This window comes from Pedobacter sp. KH_004 (assembly GCF_057840755.1).
Genome location: NZ_CM174519.1, coordinates 3,014,968 through 3,036,679, shown reverse-complemented (window position 1 = coordinate 3,036,679; position 21,712 = coordinate 3,014,968). Strand labels below are relative to the sequence as shown.

14 protein-coding genes are annotated in these 21,712 nt (G+C 38.7%); 10 read left to right on the top strand and 4 right to left on the bottom strand.

Annotated elements, in window-relative coordinates; genetic code table 11:
• Positions 1 to 155: 155 nt before the first annotated feature.
• The 8 genes from AC3ITD_RS13110 (at position 156) to AC3ITD_RS13075 (ending at position 11,615) form a co-directional block, all read left to right on the top strand.
• Positions 156 to 839: an HAD hydrolase-like protein gene (locus tag AC3ITD_RS13110; RefSeq protein ID WP_489360317.1), complete on the top strand. Its 684-nt coding sequence runs from the start codon at positions 156 to 158 to the stop codon at positions 837 to 839.
• Between the two features lie 106 nt (positions 840 to 945).
• Positions 946 to 2,028 (top strand): alcohol dehydrogenase catalytic domain-containing protein, encoded by a 1,083-nt coding sequence (locus AC3ITD_RS13105; protein WP_489360315.1) that lies wholly within the window; start codon positions 946 to 948, stop codon positions 2,026 to 2,028.
• Positions 2,018 to 3,262, top strand: coding sequence for an MFS transporter (locus AC3ITD_RS13100; protein WP_489360313.1), 1,245 nt, complete (start codon positions 2,018 to 2,020; stop codon positions 3,260 to 3,262). The genes AC3ITD_RS13105 and AC3ITD_RS13100 overlap by 11 nt, the downstream gene beginning before the upstream one ends.
• Before the next feature lie 25 nt (positions 3,263 to 3,287).
• A complete protein-coding gene (locus tag AC3ITD_RS13095) occupies positions 3,288 to 4,184 on the top strand; it encodes an alkaline phosphatase family protein (protein WP_489360311.1) in 897 nt (298 codons plus the stop codon).
• 388 nt (positions 4,185 to 4,572) lie between these two features.
• Positions 4,573 to 7,386: a TonB-dependent receptor gene (locus AC3ITD_RS13090; protein WP_489360309.1), complete on the top strand. Its 2,814-nt coding sequence runs from the start codon at positions 4,573 to 4,575 to the stop codon at positions 7,384 to 7,386.
• Positions 7,387 to 7,408: 22 nt separating this feature from the next.
• Positions 7,409 to 9,076 (top strand): alkaline phosphatase family protein, encoded by a 1,668-nt coding sequence (locus AC3ITD_RS13085; RefSeq protein ID WP_489360307.1) that lies wholly within the window; start codon positions 7,409 to 7,411, stop codon positions 9,074 to 9,076.
• Positions 9,077 to 9,117: 41 nt separating this feature from the next.
• Complete coding sequence (locus tag AC3ITD_RS13080) at positions 9,118 to 10,458, top strand: DUF5690 family protein (protein ID WP_489360305.1); 1,341 nt, start codon at positions 9,118 to 9,120, stop codon at positions 10,456 to 10,458.
• Positions 10,455 to 11,615, top strand: coding sequence for a TIGR03364 family FAD-dependent oxidoreductase (locus AC3ITD_RS13075; RefSeq protein WP_489360303.1), 1,161 nt, complete (start codon positions 10,455 to 10,457; stop codon positions 11,613 to 11,615). The genes AC3ITD_RS13080 and AC3ITD_RS13075 overlap by 4 nt, the downstream gene beginning before the upstream one ends.
• 74 nt (positions 11,616 to 11,689) lie before the next feature.
• Here AC3ITD_RS13075 and AC3ITD_RS13070 read toward each other — a convergent pair whose 3' ends face one another.
• The 4 genes from AC3ITD_RS13070 to AC3ITD_RS13055 all read right to left on the bottom strand — a co-directional run bounded on the left by AC3ITD_RS13070 (position 11,690) and on the right by AC3ITD_RS13055 (position 17,085).
• Positions 11,690 to 12,268, bottom strand: a complete 579-nt coding sequence (locus AC3ITD_RS13070; protein WP_489360301.1) for a helix-turn-helix domain-containing protein — start codon at positions 12,266 to 12,268, stop codon at positions 11,690 to 11,692.
• Positions 12,269 to 12,972: 704 nt separating this feature from the next.
• Positions 12,973 to 13,851 (bottom strand): heparin lyase I family protein, encoded by an 879-nt coding sequence (locus tag AC3ITD_RS13065; protein ID WP_489360299.1) that lies wholly within the window; start codon positions 13,849 to 13,851, stop codon positions 12,973 to 12,975.
• A gap of 49 nt (positions 13,852 to 13,900) precedes the next feature.
• On the bottom strand, positions 13,901 to 15,880 hold the full coding sequence (gene hepC, locus AC3ITD_RS13060; RefSeq protein WP_489360297.1) for a heparin-sulfate lyase HepC: 1,980 nt from the start codon (positions 15,878 to 15,880) through the stop codon (positions 13,901 to 13,903).
• Positions 15,881 to 15,882: 2 nt separating this feature from the next.
• Entirely contained in the window at positions 15,883 to 17,085 is a 1,203-nt protein-coding gene (locus tag AC3ITD_RS13055; RefSeq protein ID WP_489360295.1) for a glycoside hydrolase family 88 protein, read from the bottom strand.
• A gap of 326 nt (positions 17,086 to 17,411) precedes the next feature.
• Between AC3ITD_RS13055 and AC3ITD_RS13050 the strand changes: the two genes are divergently transcribed.
• Positions 17,412 to 18,365, top strand: coding sequence for an ROK family protein (locus AC3ITD_RS13050; RefSeq protein ID WP_489360293.1), 954 nt, complete (start codon positions 17,412 to 17,414; stop codon positions 18,363 to 18,365).
• Between the two features lie 168 nt (positions 18,366 to 18,533).
• Positions 18,534 to 21,701 (top strand): SusC/RagA family TonB-linked outer membrane protein, encoded by a 3,168-nt coding sequence (locus tag AC3ITD_RS13045; RefSeq protein WP_489360291.1) that lies wholly within the window; start codon positions 18,534 to 18,536, stop codon positions 21,699 to 21,701.
• The last annotated feature ends 11 nt before the right edge of the window (positions 21,702 to 21,712 follow it).

Below are 21,712 nucleotides of genomic sequence, written 5' to 3'. Positions count from 1 at the left end.
ATGACATTTTTTACGGTTATAAAAAATTAAGCTTTTGCTAGGAACTTTGGCAGCAGTTAACAATTATTTAACCTTACGATACCTAAATTTAAATAAACTTTGTTTAGTTTTGCTAAACAAAAGTTGCTGGATTTTTCCAGCTCTTACAATAAAATATGAAAGATCAAAATATTCAGATGGTCATATTCGATATGGCTGGAACTACGGTGAATGAAGATAACCTAGTTTATAAAACACTTCAAAAATCAATCAATTTGGCTGGTTTCAATTTTAGTTTAGATCAAGTTTTAGATCAAGGTGCTGGTAAGGAGAAAAAACAAGCCATTAAAGATATTTTGCTAACATTTGCCAATGTGAAAGATGAGTTGGTTATTGATGAAATCTATTCGGACTTTATCGTGTCATTAACAGTTGCTTATCAGGAAGCAGAAATTTTTCCTCAACCCAATTCACTCGAGCTTTTTTTAGAGCTGAAAAGAAGAAATATTTTGGCTGTTTTAAATACAGGATATGACCGCAAAACAGCAATGTCAATATTAGAAAAATTGGGCTGGAGAATAGGGGTCGATTTCGATGCCCTTGTCACCGCATCTGACGTTCCCAAAAATAGACCCGAGCCTGATATGATTGCATTTGCGATGGATCAATTTAATATCCAAGATAGTAGAAGCGTGGTAAAAATTGGTGATTCCATCATTGACATCATGGAAGGTCAAAATGCCGGTTGTGGTTTAAGTATTGGCATTACAACGGGTGCACACACCTCTCAACAATTATTAACGGCCGAACCGGACTACGTGATCAATGATTTGTCTGAATTGTCAGCCCTATTGAACTAATCTAGAAATTTCTGAGGCATCCATAAAATTTAGATTTCTTCGGACTAAACATAGATTGGGTTCTGCTAAACGCATTCTCATAAACTTCAGAACAGTGAAATAAGCAATGGAAAAAGCAAAGCTTCTTGCCTTCAACGGACCAGGCTCGCCGTTGGAAATGTTAACAGTAGAAATACCCCCTTTAAAAATCGATGAGGTTTTAGTTAAAAACCTATATAGCACCATTTGTGGAAGTGATCTGCATACCTATTGCGGTTTGAGAACAGAAAAAACGCCAACGGTTCTTGGCCATGAAATAGTTGGTGAAATTACTCAGTTTGCTGAAGGACATCGGAGGTATGATTATTTAGGAAATGTACTGAAAATTGGTGATCGGGTTACCTGGAGCATTTTTTCTTCTGATCCAAACTCTTTGTTGGCAACCAGAGGCATGCCCCAGAAAAGTAATAATCTTTTTAAGTATGGACATACACAAATCACACCTGATGATTCGCTTCATGGTGGTTTGGCTACTCATTGTATAATTAAGGCTGCGACAACCGTTATAAAACTAAGTAAGGCAATTCCCTTAAACGTTGCGGCTACTATTAATTGTTCTGTTGCTACGGTTGCAGGGGCAATTAGACTCTCTGGTAATGTTCGCAACAAAAGAGTATTCATCACCGGGAGTGGCCTCTTAGGTATAGTTTGTGCAGCGATGTGTCATGCCAATGGTGCGGAGGGCATTTATATGGGCGATATTAACGCCGATAGATTAAAAAGATCAGTTGATTTTGGGGTGAAAGAAACCTTGCTATTAACTGGGGGACATGCATTACCCAATAATATTGATGTTGTATTCGACATGAGTGGATCTCCTGATGCCATGGAGCAAGGGCTTGAGACACTTGCAGTTGGCGGTATAGCCGTTTGGATAGGCGCCGTATTCAAATCTCGGCCCGTTCAAGTAGATGCAGAAAAAATTGTGCGGGGGATTATTTCGATTAAGGGCCTTCACAATTACAATCACGATGATTTTGTTGCTGCTGTTGATTTTATCACCGAGCATTATGATGCTTACCCTTTCGAGCAAATTGTTGAGAAAGAATTTAGTCTTGAAGATGCTGAAAGCGCCTTGGCTTATGCAGTAGCGCAAAAGCCCATCCGAGTAGGAATAAACATAACTAATCTTAAAAGCAATGGAAAGTAAATCTTTCAGAAAGCAGCAGTGGAAGATGTTGCTGGTGACGATGGTATGTTATTTGTTTTTCTATACAGGGAGGCATAATTTCGGTTGGGCGGTAACAGGTATGGCTAAAGATCTGGATATTTCCTACACCAGAATTGGCTGGATTAGTTTTTCTATGCTGATTGGTTACTCCATCGGCCAGTTGATCAACGGAAACCTGGCCGATAAACTAAGCTCAAGGTTTATGGTGCCAACAGGCGCTTTTCTTTCCATTATGGCAAATGTTGCCATAAGTTTCTCGCATTCTTCAGACATGATACTCATTTTATGGGCGCTCAACGGATACTTTCAATCCATGGCCTGGGCACCGGGAAGTAAAGTGATTTCCAATTGGTGGTCTAAAGATGAACATGGAAAGGCTTTCGGTTTCTATACCATGGCTGCTGGATTATCTTCCGTTGTTACCTATTTATTCTCCATATTATTATTATTGCAAATGAACCTCGATTGGCGCATGCTTTTTAGGGTACCGATCATTCCACTGGGCTTTGTAGCCATTTTATTTTTAATTTTAATTAGAGACAGGCCTTCTGCTTCACTCCACTCCATGTCTGCATTACCAACTCAGGATTTGCTGGCGAATGAAAGTTGGCTATCCAGGTATAAAACCGTATTGGCCAACCGAAACTTTGTATTGGCCACATTATCTTTTGGTTTTGAAAGTATGGCCAGGTATGGACTGATTTTCTGGGTACCGGTTCACTACTTGGGAAAAGGTTGGAAAGATAATCCACACTATTTATGGGCCACCCTACTATTGCCAATAGGTATGGCAGCCGGAGCAATTTCTTTCGGAACCCTGTCTGATTCAATATTCAAAGGAAACCGAATTGCTTCTATCAGATTGGGAATGGGCATAAGTGCAATCTTGGTTATTCTAGTCTACATTTCTCCATCATCTAATCTTTTATTGGGTGGAACACTGATGTTCCTATCAGGATTTTTTGTGTATGGACCGCAAGCAAATTTTTGGCCATTAAGTCCACAAATGCTGCCGTCGCATGCTGTTGCAACCGGCATAGGTTGTATGAATATGATCGGCTATTTGTTTGCTGCGCTAGGTGAACCTATTTTTGGATGGATTATCGATTTAACGAAAACCACTTCAAGCGTTTTTGTGCTCATTTCTATCATGTGTTTAATGTCGGTATTACTTATCTCTACCATCACAAAATCAAATACAAACAGTAACTAATCAACAGAATTAAATGAGAAAAGGAATGAACACTATTTTATCACTATTATTAATATTTGTTTGCAGTTTTGCTCATGCTCAGAAGGCTAGTTCTCGCGTGCTTGTGCTTGGATTAGATGGATTTAGTGCTGAAGGATTTAAAAAAGCAAAACATCCTAACTTGGACCGATTGATTGCGGAAGGCGCATTATCCCTCACAACCAGGCCAGTAATGCCCTCTGTAACATTACCCAATTGGACAAGCCATTTCACTGGTTCTGGTCCTGAAGAACATGGAATAACAAATAATGCGTGGACTTTGACAATGCATGAGTTGTTGAGTGTTGAAACTGATGCGGATGGCTATTATCCTTCCATTTTCAAAGTGCTGAAAGATCAGGTAAAGAACGTCAAGACAGCCTACTATTACAACTGGAAAGAATTAATATATCCTATCAATAAAAAATATTTGGATGAAATCTCCTTCGGAGAAGATGACGCTTACCTTGAAAACTACAACAAAGCATTTGATTTTCTTTTGAAGAATAAAAAAAATCCTACTCTTGCCTTCTTGTACAGTGTGCATACTGACCACGCTGGGCATGGTTTTGGTTGGATGAGTACGGAATATATTACCGCAATTGAGCAAGCTGATGTTGCCATTGGCGAGCTATTGGAAAAGTTGAAAAAAGTGGGTTTGTACGAATCTACACACTTCATGTTAATTACAGATCATGGCGGGAAAAATAAAGGGCATGGAGGCGTATCAATGGTTGAAATGGAAGTACCCTGGGCAATTATAGGTCCGAAAATTAAAAAGTTGGGACTTTTTACCCAGTATAATAGCAACAAAAATACATCATTGGTAATTGCTGATATTTTCGGAGTAAAAAAACTTCCGAAATCATGGACAGGCAACTTACTAATGGATTTGTTTAAATAAATTCTTTTATCATAACCACTTTTTCTGAAATGCCTACAGGGCATATGGTATAATTATTTCAGTTGATTGTTTTTTCGTCCAACCACTGATAAAGGACGCGGATGATTTATCAGTCATCACATCTCTAATATTTCAATTGCTGGTCATCTCAATAGGCCATTTTTTCCTATCCTTGAAATTGCTTCGCTTTTAGAATAAAATCTGTAAGCGAGTTTGATTTACACTTCTTTTATATCCTCGAAGGGAACGACAGTCTAGTATTTGTTAACTTTATTTAAATATAAGATTAAGCAAACGATCTTAATATTATGAATGCGTTAATTTTGTAAACTTTGTATAGTTATACTAAACATTAATGTAGTTTTGTCTTGTTAAAAACGCAAGCAAAATGAAAAAACAACTCTTACTGCTACTCATAATTTTTATGACGGCACAATATGCATTTGCCCAAAAAGGAAGTTTAACAGGATTGGTTCGTGATGGTCAAGGTCTCCTTCCTGGAGTATCTATATCAGTCAAAAACATGAAAATGGCTACAAGTAGCGATGTAAACGGAGCATTCTCATTGACTAATGTGCCCTCTGGTATGCAAACTTTAATCATCACCTCCATTGGTTACGATACACAAAATGTGATAGTGAATGTTACAGAAAATTCGGTTCGAGTAGTACCTGCTATTATTTTGCTTTCTAACCAGCGATCCTTAGGAGAGATAACTGTAAATGGCAGTTCCTCCAACCGTGCTTCGGAAGCAAGAGCGCTTAACATGCAGAAAACTTCTCCTCGTATAGTAAATGTAATTGCCGCTGATGGAATTGGTAAACTTCCCGATAGAAATGCAGGCGAGGCTGTTCAGCGTATACCCGGTGTGGTGCTGGAAAGAGATCAGGGCGAAGGGCGGTTTATTTCTCTCCGAGGGTTGCCAGCGCAATGGAGTGCGGCCACTATCAATGGCGACAGGATACCAACGGCTGAAGAGCAAACCACATCAAGATCTACTGCGTTTGATTTTTTTCCATCAGAACTGATTCAGTTTGTAGAAGTTTCAAAAGCGATTACGCCTGATCAGGAAGGGGATGCGATGGGTGGATCAGTGAACTTTATTACCAGAACTTCAGTAGATCAGCGCACTTTGGGCATTTCTTTAGGTGGTGGATATAACGATTACGGCAAGGGGCCGATTTTTAGTAGTAACATTCTATATGGCGACAGGACCAAAGATAAAAAGTTGGGATTCGTGGTAAATGGTACAATCTGGAATCGCAAATGGGGAACAGATAATTTTGAACCAAGATTCTCGGGAAACAGAATTGCCAGAATGGAATTAAGGGATTATTTTGGAACCAGAAATACTGTTGGTTTAAATGCTGCGGCTGACTATCGTATTGGGCAGCAATCAAAAATTTATATTCGCGGTTTATACGGATCATTAAATGATAATGAAAAACATTATAAGCTACGCCTTCGCTACGAAAAAGATAGGGCGGAAGCTCAGAACATTCATAATATCCTGAAAACGAGAATGCTCGGTGGAGATATAGGTGGCGAATTTGCGCTAGGTTCAGCATCGAGGCTAGATTTTAATATCTCACACTACAACAATAATTTTAACTATGGTGATATTCCAAATGCCGATTTTCCATCATATTATATCGTTCAATATAACCAGGAAAAAGTTGGTTATCAAGGTTTAGGTTCAGATAAAATGAGCGCATATCAGGTAGATGGTGGTCCGATTGATCCGAATTCTCCTCAAACACTTCTACCAAGTCAATCTGCTGTTAGCGATCCAAATAAATACACTTTCAATTCTGTGCAGATGGAATTGCACCATATTAATGAAACGGATCGGATTGTTGCACAAACTAATTATAAAATTAAAATAAGCGACAATATTGAACTAAAATTTGGTGCAAAGTATCGAGATAAAAAGAGAACTGAACGCTATGAACTGCCGACTTGGGTTTGGGATGATAAAGGAGGAACACAGCCTGCACCATCTTATACCAGTTTTGATTTGGTTGCTAAACCCCAGGCCAATAGCTACCTCCAAAATATCGGTAATCAATTCCAGGGAATTTTTCCAAATTTCCTTTCTGTTGCCGAGATGGATAGTTTTTTCAACCGCTACCGCAACAATTTGAAAGTAGATTCAGTTGGATCTGCATTGCTAAAGAATGGGGTTCAGGTAGGTTCAAATTTTGATCTTTATGAAAAACAATCGGCAGGTTATGGCATGGCCACAATTAATCTCGGTGAAAAGCTGAGTGTGGTAGGCGGTTTAAGAGTAGAAAATACCGACTTAACTGTACAGGGATGGTTGTACCAGCCTGTAGCCGGGCAGCCGAATTACAAAGGAAAGTTAACACCACAGCGCCAAACCAATAACTATAGTGTTTTACTGCCTATGCTTCACGTCAAATATAGTCCCATTGAGGCACTAAACCTTAGAATGGCTGCTACTAAAACCTTTTCTCGCCCAGATTTCGGTTCGTTGGTGGCGGGTGGTTCTTACGCGGTGCAGGATAATGAATTTACCTACGGCAACCCTCAATTGTCACCTATCAAATCATATAATCTGGATTTGATGAGTGAATATTACTTCAGTAATGTTGGGGCAATTTCGGCTGGACTATTTTATAAACATGTTGAAGATCCAATTTTTAGGGGCTCACAATTTTACAGTGATTTTGAAGGCCAGCAAAACGTTAGGGTTTTTCAAGACCAAAATGGTGATCGTGCGAAAGTATACGGTTTTGAGTTTGGTGCCAGTAAAAAATTCGACTTTCTCCCAGGTTTTCTTGGTGGATTTGGTTTGAATACCAATCTAACGTTGATTAGATCAAACATGAATGTGATTGGCAGAACAGATAAGCTCCGTATCCCAGGCCAAGCCAATACATTATTTAATTTGGCGGTTTTTTATGAGCGTGGTATCGTACAAGCAAGACTTGCTACAAACTACAAGGGTGCAAATATTGTATCCTACGGCGACTCGGCTGATGAAGATGAATATTTTGATGAGAACCTGACTATGGATGCCAACCTTTCGATCAAACTCTCTAAATCGATTGTAATGTTTGGTGAGGCCAATAATTTGCTCAATACCCGATTTAGATACTATTATGGTGTTCAGTCCCGGCCAACACAGGTGGAATATTATGGTATACGCGGACAGTTGGGTTTCCGGTTTAATCTTTAATGTTATAAATATCCCTATGAAAATGAACACAATTTTAGCCTTTGCAATAACACTGGTTTTAACTCAGTCATGCAAAAAAAATGATAAGGCAAATGATCAAAGTCTTCAGAGTATGAATGAGAAGAATCTTGCTTTAGTCAATCCAGCTGCATCTTCAAAAGTAAAGAAAGTGCTTTTTATTGGGATAGATGGATTGGTTTGGCGAACAATAAGTGATACTTCTGCTCCAAACTTAAAAACACTGATGGATCAATCGCTAACCTACACCAATGCTTTGGCGGAGGTTCCTACCTGGAGTTCAAATGGCTGGTCTGCGCTGTTCACTGGAGTTGGCGTAGCGAAGCATAAAGCTTCGGATAACAGTTTTGCAGGTGCTGATTTTGTGAATTATCCTTCATTTTTCCGATCGGTAAAAACAGCGCTGCCTAATGCCAGAACGGTATCTATAGCAACTTGGTCATCAATTAACAATAACATTATTTCTCCTCAGGATTTAAGTGTGAGGAAGAACAGTGCCAATGATAATGTAACCCAGGTGAGCATTATTGAAGAATTAACAAAAAATAATCCTGATGTATCATTTTGTCATTTTGATAATGTAGACCATGCAGGGCATGCAAGCAATTACCTTCCAACAACGCCAATGTATCTTGATTCCGTAAAAGCCGTTGATATTCGAGTTGGGAAAATTCTTCAGGCAGTTAAATCCAGAACCAATTATAAAAATGAAGATTGGTTAATCGTAGTGGCAACCGACCATGGTGGAGATCAAAGCCATGGAGGATCGTCATACAAAGAGCGAAATGCTTTTATTATTGTAAATAATCAAGCTGTTTTACCAAAATTAATCAATCAGGAACCAACGGAAACTGTGCAGACTAAACCCTTGAACGTTAATGCTGCAACTTTTAATAGTAATGTTTACGGATCTCTACCTTCACTTTCTGGATTGGATTTGAGTGCTGGTACTAGTTTTACCATTGAATTTCGTGTACGAGCAACCAATTTTACCAGCGATCCGGTTATTATCGGTAACAAAAATTGGGCTAATGGTTATAACAAAGGAATCATCATCAGCAATAGAAACGGTATAATAAGAGCAAATTTTGGCGATGGAAGTAAACGTTTGGATGTAGATGGAGTAGATTTGAAGGATCAAAGATGGCACCATGTTGCAATTGTTGTGAATAGAACTACACAAAAAGCACAAATTTATGATGGCGGATTGTTGGTAAGCGAAGGTAATATTTCAAATGTTGGTGATCTTCAGAGTAATCAGCCCTTTAAACTAGGTCAGGATGTTACCACAACTTATAATCCTTCATTTACAGGTAATATCACAGAGGTTAGATTTTTCAAAAAGGCACTTTCTACATCTACAATTAGTAACTATGCCTTCAATTCTTTATCTGAAAGTCATCCAGATCGATCATCATTGGTTTTTTATGTTAAAGGAAATGATGGTTCTGGTGGTACTCTTCAAGGAAGCCTTTCTTCTTCGTCCGCTACATTAATTTCCAAAAGCGGTGGTGGAATTGTTTGGACGAGTTTAAGCAGTCCGATATTCTGGAAAAAGGAAACCGATTATCACGGAGCACCATATTTATACACAGTACCGCCAACTATTCTTGGTTTTTTGGGTATCTCGAAACCAGCTTATTATGATGGAAATAGCCTGGTTCAGTTTTAATAGGTAACGAATATTCAAACAAAAAGCAAGTAAATAAGATAATGTTAGTTGGGAATAGAATAAGTGATAAACTGACTGAAATGGGCGTAACAGCCATCACGTTATGGGGTGCTGTAGCGGCTTTCGGTTGTTATACTTCGATGTATGCTTTTCGAAAAGCATTTGCTGCAGCTACGTTTTCAGGGCATGAAGAATTACTGGGCATTAATTATAAAATCTGGTTGGTGTTTGCCCAAATGATCGGTTACACGGCAAGTAAATTTTATGGCATTAAATTTATTTCCGAACGCAAAAGCAGCAGTAGATCAAAGAGTATACTGCTGCTCATTTTGGTAAGTTGGGGCGCACTTTTAGGCTTGGCAGTAATTCCTGCTCCTTACAATATTGTGTTCATGATACTTAATGGATTTCCATTAGGCATGATATGGGGTTTGGTTTGCTGTTATCTTGAAGGACGTAAAACCACAGAATTTATGGGGGCTGTTTTGGCTACTACGTTGATATTTGCCTCAGGATTTGTGAAAACGGTAGGACGGATGCTCATGGACATGACTGGTATTAACGAGATATGGATGCCTTTTGCAATGGGACTTCTTTTTATACTACCCTTAATTGGCTTTGTTTTGATGCTGGAAGCAATGCCTCAACCAACGCAGGAGGATATTTTTTTGCGAACCAAACGAGTTGCCATGAATGGGGAAGAACGCCTCGCATTTTTGAAACGTTTTTTTCCTGGCATTATCGTAACCGTAATAATTTATGTTCTTTTTACTGCACTAAGGGATATGAGAGATAATTTTGAAGTGGAAATATGGAAAGGCTTGGGCATATCAAACAATAAAATATATGCGCAAATTGATACCATCATTAGTTTGGTTATTTTGGTGTTGCTTAGCTTATTAATTATGGTTCGAAATAACCTGAAGGCTTTTATGTTAATTCATGTAATGATCATTACAGGCTGCCTGCTTATTCTTTCAGCTTCATTATTTTTTCAGTGGGGTTATATCAATCCGGTGGTTTGGATGACTAGTATTGGAATTGGCCTTTTTATGGCATATCTTCCTTATAACGCGGTTTTTTTCGAAAGGCTAATCGCAACCTATCACCACAGGGGCAACATCGGCTTTCTGATATATATAGCTGATGCTTTCGGATATTTAGCCAGCATTACGATTCTCGGTATTAAAGAAATTGGTAATCCTCGGATAAGTTGGATCGAATTTTTTAAAGGTTCACTCTGGCTGGTATCTTCTTGCGGATTGGTGCTAGCTATATTTTCTATGGTTTATTTTAAATTAAAAAAACAAACGCTACAGATTGAAAATCCAACCATGGATGCAATCAACAGTCGAGATAAAAATCAAATACTATTCGTATGAAACAAAAATATGATCTGATCATCATTGGTGGTGGAGTATTGGGCACTTTTCACGCTTATCATGCCTTGAAAGAAAATAAATCTGTGCTTCAGTTGGAAAAGGACAATTATGCTGTCGGTTCAACAGTTAGAAATTTTGGACAGGTAGTTCCATCGGGCATGGAAGATAAATGGTTCGAATACGGACGAACTGCCACAAATATTTATAAAGAGATTCAAGCTGATTTTGATATTTCAGTAAGGCAAAATGGTAGTGTGTACCTTGCTTCTGATGATGATGAAGTGCAGCTTTTACATGAGCTCAAAACGCATTATGATGGTTTGGATTATGACTGCTCACTTTTCAGTAAAGCATCAACGCTAGCTAAGCACCCTACAATTAATGGTGAATATGTAAAGGAATCACTGTTCTTTCCTCAGGAAGTTAGTGTAGAGCCCGATCTGATGATCCATAGGTTACAGGCTTACATGAGCGAAAAGTTTGCTCAGTATGCTGTTGTTTATAACGCACCGGTAATCTCCTGCGAAATAATCGGAGATCAGGTGAGAACGCAAACTACAAAAGGAGAAAAATTTGTAGCTGATAAGGCTATTGTTTGCAATGGTTACGAATTTAAATTATTATTTCCCGATCTCTTTTTATCAAGCGGTATTGTAATCAGCAAGTTGCAAATGATGCGAACGGTACCGATGCCAGAGGTAAATTTGGAAGGAAATATTTTGACCGGGTTAACTACTCGCCGATACGAAAGCTTTGAGCATCACTGCCCTTCTTTCAAAAATATTTCTACTCCAGCGCATTATGAAGAACTAAAAAAATGGGGAATACACATTTTGTTTAAGAAAGCTGTTGATGGAAGTTTTATTATTGGTGATAGTCATGAGTACGCAAATGTCGATCAGTTTGATGATTTAGGGTTTAACTTAAAGCAATATGTAAATGAATTAATGCTTACCGAGGCACAAAAGATCGTAAACTTCGACGTTCGGCAAATTCAAAATTATTGGGCAGGTTTTTATCCGCAACATCCTACAAAGCATATTGTAGAATATGATATTAATCACCGCATTCACATCCGCACCGCAATAGGTGGTAAAGGGATGACGGCCAGTGCTGGTTATGCTGCGGAAAGCATTCAGGAAATCTTCAGAAACTAAACTTTTATTACTGCAATCCAAAGTTGATTTACTTGGATTGCATTTATCAGAACATTGGAATCTGCAATTACCCTTTAGTTCTTGTCCTCAAAGAAATAGATGACCAGCATAACAGCCTTTTTCTTCCCGATGTTGCTCGGTGTATGGGGAATTCGACCATCAAAAAGAAGTGAGTCCCCTTCGCTTAATTCATAGATTTTATTGTCGATGTTATAAGAGACTTTCCCGCTAAGAATATATTTATACTCAAATGCTTCAGTTTCAACCATTGGACGATTGGCATTCGGCTCCAGTTCCAGTAAAATAACGTCAACTGTACCCTTATTTACTGCAGGTGTAAAAATTCTTTTGTACAAAAAACCATTGGCGTCTTCTTTTTCAAAGCTTTCATATTCAGACGCTTTTTTTACAAGAACCATTTCCTGTTGATCGTTGCTTGTGAAATCTTTAAAAAAAACATTGAGATCTATATTTAATGCTTTAATAATATCAATGAGCACAATTAGAGAAGGTATGGTTCTCGAATTTTCGATCTGCGATATTAAGCCTTTACTCACATTCGCACGATCAGCCAATTCCTGAACGGTAATATTTTGCTCTCTCCTCTTTTCCTTTATCTTATTACTGATTTTTAACAGTGTGTCTTCTTTCATTATTTTCTAAACGTTGTTCATACCCTTTATGTTGAACTTGGTAAGCTTCAAAGTTAAGTATATGTAAACATATTAGGAATTTAATTACGACATATCTAGCTATTTTGCATCAATCATAATTCTGATTCTTGTCAAAATGTATCTTTGAATTAATGTAAATGGCTTAGACATCCTGTCTGCCTTTTTGATCAAATGTAAATGTGCATAATTCAGGGTGTTTTAACCTCATTTCGCCAGGGATGAGAAGATTGTTATGATGCAATAAAAAAAGGTTTTGCCACTTTCTCTGGGAACCATATCCATTCCGAAATTCCATAATGCAAATAAATTCAGCTCCCGGATTACTGGAAATGACCTCAACCCAAAATTTGTTAATTTGCGCTGAAACGGACTGCCTTATTATTCTATCCACATTATCCATTATGATGTTAAATCAATCCTGATTATTTTTGCCTCTATAATCAACTCGTAGATTTGTTTTGATCTCCAAATTCACCTTGTTAAACCTAAAAATTTCTTCCCAAGTGGAGAATTGCATTTCCAACAGCTCCGCCACTTCATTCCAAACTTGCTGATATTCGAATAAAATCAGCTCCGCTTCCACCAAAGCAATGGCTAACGACTTGCCAATGCCTCTTTTAAAACCGGTAATCCAACCTGTTTAGCCAAAAAGATCAATTTCTAATTCTATTGGATGGGGTATCCTATTGTAGCGGCAACTTGATAATTCTGATATTATCATGGTAAGCAATACGGGTCAAGGGCGCTTGAGTTACATAAACTCCCCATTTAATGTATCCCACATTTCCAATACTTACATCGCCGGCAAACGTGTGATAGTTCGTTTTTTCGTCAACCATGGTATAATTATTTTGTCCTGGCAGCTTCATATAGGTTCTTATATAGCCTGTATTATTGTCTGCCCATAGTACATCTACCCTGAAATTTAACCATTGGTTTACATATGGACGCAAATCGGTGATAATGTCTTTGATAGAGGTAGAGCCTTCATATCTTAAACGCATGGCATTTCTTGCCGTTCGAAATTGTAATGGAACACCAGATCCGGATGTAGAATTACCTGACACTTTAAGTTGGTAGATAGTTGTTTCAAAGGTTGAACCAGAAACCCATGGCGTCCAGTCCTTTAATAAAACACTGAATTCGTAACGACGTTCATCGCCAGGGAAAAACCTTGCCTGCTGTACAGCTACTGCATCACTTTCACTTCTTATGTTTCCATCAGAATTATAGGTGGTATCGCCATAAACTATTTTGTGCGCAATGGCATAACCGCTACCATTTCCCGCTGGGTTGATCATGTAGGCGGCATCTGGAGCACTCGCATGCGTAGCCGTCAAACCTGTAATTCCTGAATCAAAGGTGCCAGTTTCGTAATTTACATTTAAGATAGTGTCGCCATTATTAAATATATCACCCGCTTTTTTAACATTGTTTTTATTACTTAAGGATAGTGTTGGAAGACTATCTTGGCTGTCAACAATGCTTTCTTTTCCACAAGACACTACTATTAGTGTAATAAATATCAGATATTTCGGCGATATAATATTTACGTTTTTCATAGGTGCCTTTGGTTAAATTGAGTTTATAATAAGGTAGAACAAATAATCTTTACTGATTAATATTGGTTTTAATGTTTTGACCTTTTCCGTTAATCATCAATGTGAGATCTATTTTGCCTTTAATAAAGTCATTACCGGTGTTTTCTTTCATCGTTATTTCTGGTGCTTTTTTACCAGTAAAAGGGTAAATCACACTGATGAAATATTGTGTTGTTGAATCTACCTTCTGTTTTTGGAAAGCTACCGCTGGTCGAGGCATTTCTTTTCTATACTCGTAAGAAACTTTACTTTGCTCTTCCAACAAAGTCACTTTATCTGAATTGAGTGATTGGATCAACAAGTTGTTGCCATCATTATAAGTAGTATAAACGAGGTTTTTTGATTTATCGTAAACTGGTTTAGCATCTTCTTTCAAATGAAAGCGAACATCCAGTTTTCCTAACGCAGATCCGATTGCTTTATCAATAATGATAAAATATTTTTGATCAAAAAAAAGAACAGTTCGCTCATGATCTAAATCCTTATAACTGGGGTTGGTAAATGTCAATACATCCATCATTTTACCCGTTTTCCATTTGTTTTGCTTAGCATTTGTGATCACCATATTCTGATCGTTCAAAGTAAGTGTATTATGCATTTTGGTTTGGCGGTACTCTTCACGAAGTTTATTAATTTCTGCATCGCCGCTGTAGACAAAAGCGCCAGCATCAGGCATGAAATTTCTACCTTTTACATAAAGTTCAAAGGTTCCATTATCAGGCTGTGCATGGAATTCTCCCGGTGGACTGGCCTTTAAAACCATTACTGTAGATTGATCATTCCACCCATTCCTGAACGTATAGAAACCGGCATTGCTTGATGCGTGAGAGAGGTGATCAGGAAGTTCTCCTTCTTTTCCTTCTGTGGCAAAATATTGGATCACTTTATTCTTTGGAAAGCTTTTGGCCCAGGCCTGATACAATTTTATTCTTCCAGACTTGTCAGCAGTCCAGGAATCGCCAAACATCGGCGCACTATAATCCGGGAATGAAAAATCAATATTGGCCATGATCATACGCTCAATGGTTTCGCTAAAAGTTTCAGGAAACTCACCTTCAACACCGGCCATCTTCGCTGCATTATAACCTTTAAGAAAAATATCGATGGATGCAATATGATAAACCGGGGATAATTCATATTGCATACCATCGGCGTAAACCTGTTTTTTGATTTCAGTATTTAACACATCAATGCCGCTCTTTCTCCAGAATGGCGATGCTTTAAACTCAGGGAAAAATGACCCTGCAAACAGGATTCTTTGTGCTTCGAATAATAGGTGATTTCCTTCTTTAGAATAATGTTGCGGAATATAATCTGCTTGCTGATGGTAAGACTTTAAAAACTCTATTAAAAATGCTGGCGTAAATTCTGGTGATGATAGAAATAAATTGAAAGTTCCAGGTAAGCTTTGTATTCTTTCAGAAACTTCCAGCGCCCTCCAGGCGTAGGCATCATTATCTGCTGATAAACCTAATGGATTTTTCCTAACCCAGTCGCGGAACTGAAAAACCCATTCCCTGGCATATTTTTCATTGCCGCTGCTTCGATAGGCCAAACCCATTGCTTGCCACCAGTATACACGATGCAGCTGCCATTTTACCTCATTGTCTTTAACCGGCCAAAGTTGCCAGTTTATATCTTGTCCATAATCAAAAAAACCATATCCCTTGTGGGGTTGAAATTTGTGCAACAATGCGTTATCTGCCTTTTCTTGATTCGCATTCCCTATAGATTTTCCTCTGAAACGCTGCTCATCTCCGATATTGAATTCAGGATGGCGAATTGTTCTTCGGTTGCGATAATAGCTTAACAGTTCTTGAGCAGCTTCAACGTACTGCTTGGACTGAAAGCGTTGATTTACTTTCTCTAACCCTGGATAGGTGAGATTAATATCATTGAAGTCTTCTTTTGAAATAGGGCTTTCCTGAGCCCTTAAACTTACAAAGGGAACTGAAAGGATGGTGAGGATGATGAAAATATTTAATTTCATGACTAAGGTTTTTTAATTGATTGCAAAGCAATTTTCTTAATTTCTTTATAGCGTTTCAGTGCTTCCAGATAATAATAATCTGCATAATCAAGTGGAGTATCAATTTCTGAATTATAAAGGAACGCACCAACACTGTGTTTTAAAATAAAATATTTGTTTTCACCAGGTTTCGCAAGGTAACTATCAGAAGAAAGTGATTTTAAAATATCTTCCGCATAGGTGAAGTATTTCTGACCATCTTTAACCTGAGTACTCAGTTCTAATAATCCTGAAGCAATTACTGCTGCAGCCGAGGCATCTCTAGGCGCTCGCTCTGCGGTGTCCAGTGCATTGTGGACATCAAAATCCCAGGCGGGCACTTTATCTTTTGGCATTTTTGGGTGATTCATGATAAAAGATGCAATATGTTCGGCCTGAGTCAAAAATCTCTCGTCTTTAGAATTGGCGTAACACATGGCGTATCCATACAATCCCCATGCTTGTCCGCGGGCCCAAGCCGATTCATCAGTCAAACCTTGGTGTGTTGCTCTACGGATGACCTTGCCTGTTTTCGAATCATAATCTACAACGTGATAAGAGCTGAAATCTTTCCGGAAATGGTTTTTTATGGTGGTTAGTGCATGGGCATTGGCGGCATTGGCATAGCTGGGCTGTTTTAGAATATCTGAAGCCCAATATAAATATTCCAAATTCATCATGTTATCAATAATAACCGGATAATTCCACCAGGCGAAGTCCCATGATTTGATCACTCCGATTTTAGGATCGAAACGGTTCAATAAATGCTTTGCGCCATCTTTCAGTGCGGGAAGATATTCTTTGTCTCCAGTAATGCGGTAAGCATTTCCATAAGAACAGTAAAGCATAAAACCAACATCATGGGTATTGGTAATATATCTTGCCGAATCTAAGGCTAAAGTAAATCGTTTGGCATCAGCCGCAAGCGTTTTATCTCCCGTAAGTTCATAGCCATACCATAACGAGCCTGGAAAAAATCCGGTTGTCCAGTCTTTGTACGGAGCCAGCCTTACCGTTCCATCGGGATTAACCGAACGCGGATTTTTCCCCGGCCTGTAGGTACTTGCAGCTTTCTTTAATTGAAACTCGATTACGTAGGTTGCTTTGGAAAACCACTGCATTTCTTGTTGTGCGTAACTTTTAAAGGCGCAGGCACTAATAAGGAATATGGTAAGGACTTTTTTCATCAGAGAGATTTATATTTTTGCTGGTTAAATAATCTGCTTAATAAGCAATTGTGAAGTTAGGCCAGGAAAACGGTTTCCGATTTCGATTTTCGTTAAAATGCTTTAGATTTTGATCAAAAAGGGTTTTCAATGGAAAGCTTTAAAAACGAATGCTTTGGTTAGATTTTTCTCCTCCACCAATTGTAATTATTGTACAAAACCTAAATACTTTGGGCTAAAATTGAAAGTATAAGTTTCGAAATGCATGTACTTTAGGGTTTGATTATGTTAAACACCGCAAGGGTATACTAATCATAAATTATCTCAACCTAAATAACTGTTTTAATATGAACCAATTGAATGCAATAGGTATAGACGTTGGCGGATCTTCCATCAAGTGCGGAGTTGTAAATGCCCATGGTGAAATTTTATATACAACAACTGTTTCGCTGAAAAACGTTAAAACACACAGTGCTGTAATCGGCCACGTGACCGAAGTAATTAATGATTGTACCAAAAGATATGCTGATACCATTCTTGGGGTTGGTGTTGGATTTCCCGGCATTATTGAGGATAATATAGTAATTGCAGGTGGAATCAATTTACCGGGGTTTAGAAATGTAGAGCTGGGGAATATTTTAAAACTGATTACCAGAAAAAACATCATCATTGATAATGACGCAAACCTTATGGGGCTCGGTGAGCTCACCTACGGTGCAGCGAAAGACTGCAGCGACGCGGTATTTATTACCGTAGGTACCGGAATAGGAGGCGCTGTATTGATTGATGGTAAACTTTACGGTGGGTTTAAGAACAGGGGAACCGAACTGGGGCATATCATCGTAAATCATAAAGGTAAGGCCTGTGCATGTGGGGCCAGGGGATGTTTGGAAGCCTATGCTTCTGTTACTGCAATGGTCAATCACTATCAAGCTATCAGTAAAGACGCTCCTGATCATGTTGATGCTAAATATATCGTTAGTCGGTACATGTTGAGGGAAAGTGAGGCGATGGAAGTGATGGAATCTCATTTCGATTACATGGCTACAGGAATTGTAAGTTTTATCAATCTGTTCAATCCACAAAAAGTAATTATTGGTGGAGGCATTAGTGAATCCGGTTCCTTTTATACCAAAGAGATTGAAAAACGGGTACTGGCATTAGCCGTTCCCACCGGACCAGGTGCTGCCCAAATTGTTGCTGCCAGCCTTGGCAATAAGGCTGGATTGTTGGGCTGTGCAGCAAACGTATTTCAAAAATACGGTGCAACCGAACCTGTTATGCAGAAGATGATCATCTAACACCATTATTAACCAATTTTGATACTGATTTAATCAAATTTAAAACTCATTATGGATTCGAAAACCTAGATTCGTTTTCGGTAATGATTGACTATTTGCCATCGAACTTCGGCAAATACAATATCTAAATAGCTAACCAATAATATATACCAAACTAACCTAACTAAAATGAAAAAAATCGTACTTATGCTATGTTTGCTATGCTTAGTTGCAGTATCGCAAGCTCAAACTGTGATTACGGTAAAAGGCGTGGTTCGAGATGGAACTAACCAACCAATCCCAGGTGCGACAATTCTCGAAAAAGGCACGAAGAACGCGGTGATATCTTCACAAAATGGATCTTATCAAATTAAAGTGCCGGCAAATGCCATACTTGTTTACAGGTACGTGGGATCAAAAATGATAGAAATCAGTGTGAACAACAGAACTGATATCAATGCAAAATTACAGGACGAATCCAATACACTTAACGAAGTTGTGGTTACAGGCTACGGGCAGGAAACTACCCGCGGTAGTCTAACCGGATCTGTCTCATCCATCAGTGGGACTGAAATTGCCAAAGTGCCTGTACAGAACGTTGCACAGGCTTTGCAGGGAAGGATTGCCGGAATGCAGGTTACCGTGGGTAGCGGAGATCCTGGGGCTGAACCATCGATTAAAATTAGAGGGGGAACTTCGATTACGCAAAGTAACGAACCTTTATACGTGGTGGATGGTGTACCACAAACTGAAGGGTTGGCTTTTTTAGATCCGATGGACATAGAATCGATTGATGTATTGAAAGACGCTTCTGCTACTGCTATCTATGGCGCTCGGGGTGCCAATGGCGTGGTTTTGGTAACGACCAAGAAACTCAAAGGCGGGAAAACAACGATTAATTATGATGGATATGTCGGTGCCAGAACCACAAGCAAATATTTGCCTGTATTGAGTCCGCTTCAATATGCACAGTATGCTTACGAAAATTCAGTTCGAGATGCTACCAGACTTCAGCGGTTTATCACTACTTATGGTTCTTTTGATTCTTTACAGATTAATTATGGTGATAGACCTGGAATAAACTGGCAAGATGAGGTTTTAGGTAAAACAGTGATGAATCAATACCATAAAATTAGCATCAACGGCGGTAACAGCGAAATCAGATACAATCTTTTCTATTCCAAAAATAACAATGATGGACTATTATTGAATAGCGGTGCAAATAAGGATATCGCTAAACTGACGGTAACTAACAATATCGGGAAAAAGGGGGTAGTGACAGGCATTGTAAATTATTCCAATCAGGCAATTTATGGAACTGGAGGAACACAAACCGGCGGTAATGCCAGGTTGAGTTTTCTGCAAACATTACTTCAGTATCGCCCGATAAACGGAAAAAATAACAATGATCTTGATTTACTCGATGATGCCATTGACCCGTTGGACAACCAGGGGAATCCAGCTTTTCAAAGCCCTCTGATTGCGCTCAATTCTCGCCAGATTAAACAATCAATTAAAAGTCTAAACGCCAGCGCAACCGCGAGGTATAATATTCTCGATCACCTTACTTATAACGGTTTGATCAGCTATACCAGCCAAACCAATAAGATTAAGACATTCATCGATGCGGCTAACATTCAGGCGATTCGTGCTGGTGGACCTAGCGGAAGCATTAGTGATGCACTCTCACAACGCGTCTCCTTTAATAATGTGTTAACGTATGCCAACACATTTATGAAAGACCATAAACTGGATATTTCAATCGGCCAGGAATATATTTATAATTATTTGGAAAATTTTTCAGCATCAGCAAGTGGCTTTCCGCCTGTTAATAATGGTTTTGATAACTTGGGTGCTGGTACTGTGGCGGGTTTTCCAACTTCTTATGCCGAAGATGATAAATTGCTTTCTTTCTTCGCGAGAGGCAATTATGCTTACAAAGGCAGGTATCTATTGAGCGCTTCTTTAAGAAGAGATGGCTCTTCTAAATTCGGATCGGAAAATGTATTTGGTTATTTTCCTTCGGCTGCATTAGCCTGGCGGATTATACAGGAACCTTTTATGGAAGGCAACAAAATTTTCTCTGATTTGAAGTTACGTGTGAGTTATGGAAGTTCTGGTAACAATCGGATTGCAAACTATGCTTCACTAAGTACATTTGTTACGGGTAATTATCCCCTAAACAATCAGATTATAAGCACTGCTTATCAGTCTAATCTATCTAATCCCTTTTTAAAGTGGGAAACGGTGGTGCAGCGTAATGTGGGTTTGGATTTAGGTTTATTTAAGCAACGAATAACCCTTACAACAGATATTTATGATAACCGGTCAAAAGATCTATTATACAATACCCGGATTCCGGCCAGTTCTGGATTTACTACTCAGCTCCAGAATATTGGTGAAACCTCCAGCAAGGGAATCGAATTTACGGTGAACACGGTGAATATCCGGAATGCCGCTTTTCAGTGGAATACCAATTTCAACATTGCATTCAGCAGAACAAAAGTTTTAAAATTGAGTAATGAAGAAAATTCGTTACTGGTGAGCAGCTATAATACTTCTTTTAATGATTATATCTTGCAAGTTGGGCAGCCTGTTGGTATCATGTACGGTTACATCGGTGATGGATTGTATCAGGTAAATGATTTTAATTTTAACTCGACTACCAATACTTATACATTGAAAAGTGGTGTGGTAAACAATGGAACCGTGGTGCAGCCAGGTTATGCCAAATATGCAGATATAAGTGGTCCGAACGGAACCCCAGATGGCCTGATTAATGATTTTGACCGTACTGTCATCGGAAATGCGAATCCTAAGTTCACGGGTGGTGTCAACAATAGCTTTAGTTATAAGGGAATTGACCTGAGTGTCTTTTTGGATTTTACTTATGGCAATGATATCTACAATGCCAATATCCAAAACAATCTGGCCATAACAGGTGAATACAATAGTAATCTTGCTTTTCAGGCTGATAGATGGACCAACATAAATGCGTCAGGGCAATTGGTAACCAATCCTGCAGAACTAGAGGCATTGAATACGGGAAAAAATACAGTCGCCTCTATCGCTGGAGTAACTGCAGGTCGGTTAACCCGATATGCGATAGAAGATGGCTCTTTTCTAAGGATCAACAATGTGAGCCTGGGTTATACTTTTCCAAAGAAATGGCTGGAAAAAGTAAAAATCAAAAATGCCCGAATCTATTTCACTGCTTATAATCTGCATGTATTCACCAATTATTCTGGTTATGATCCGGAAGTAAGTGTTATTAATAATCCATTAACGCCGGGGGTAGATTTCAGTGCCTATCCGAGAGGAAAATCTTTTGTAGCTGGATTAAGTTTGTCCCTTTAATATCGATCGAA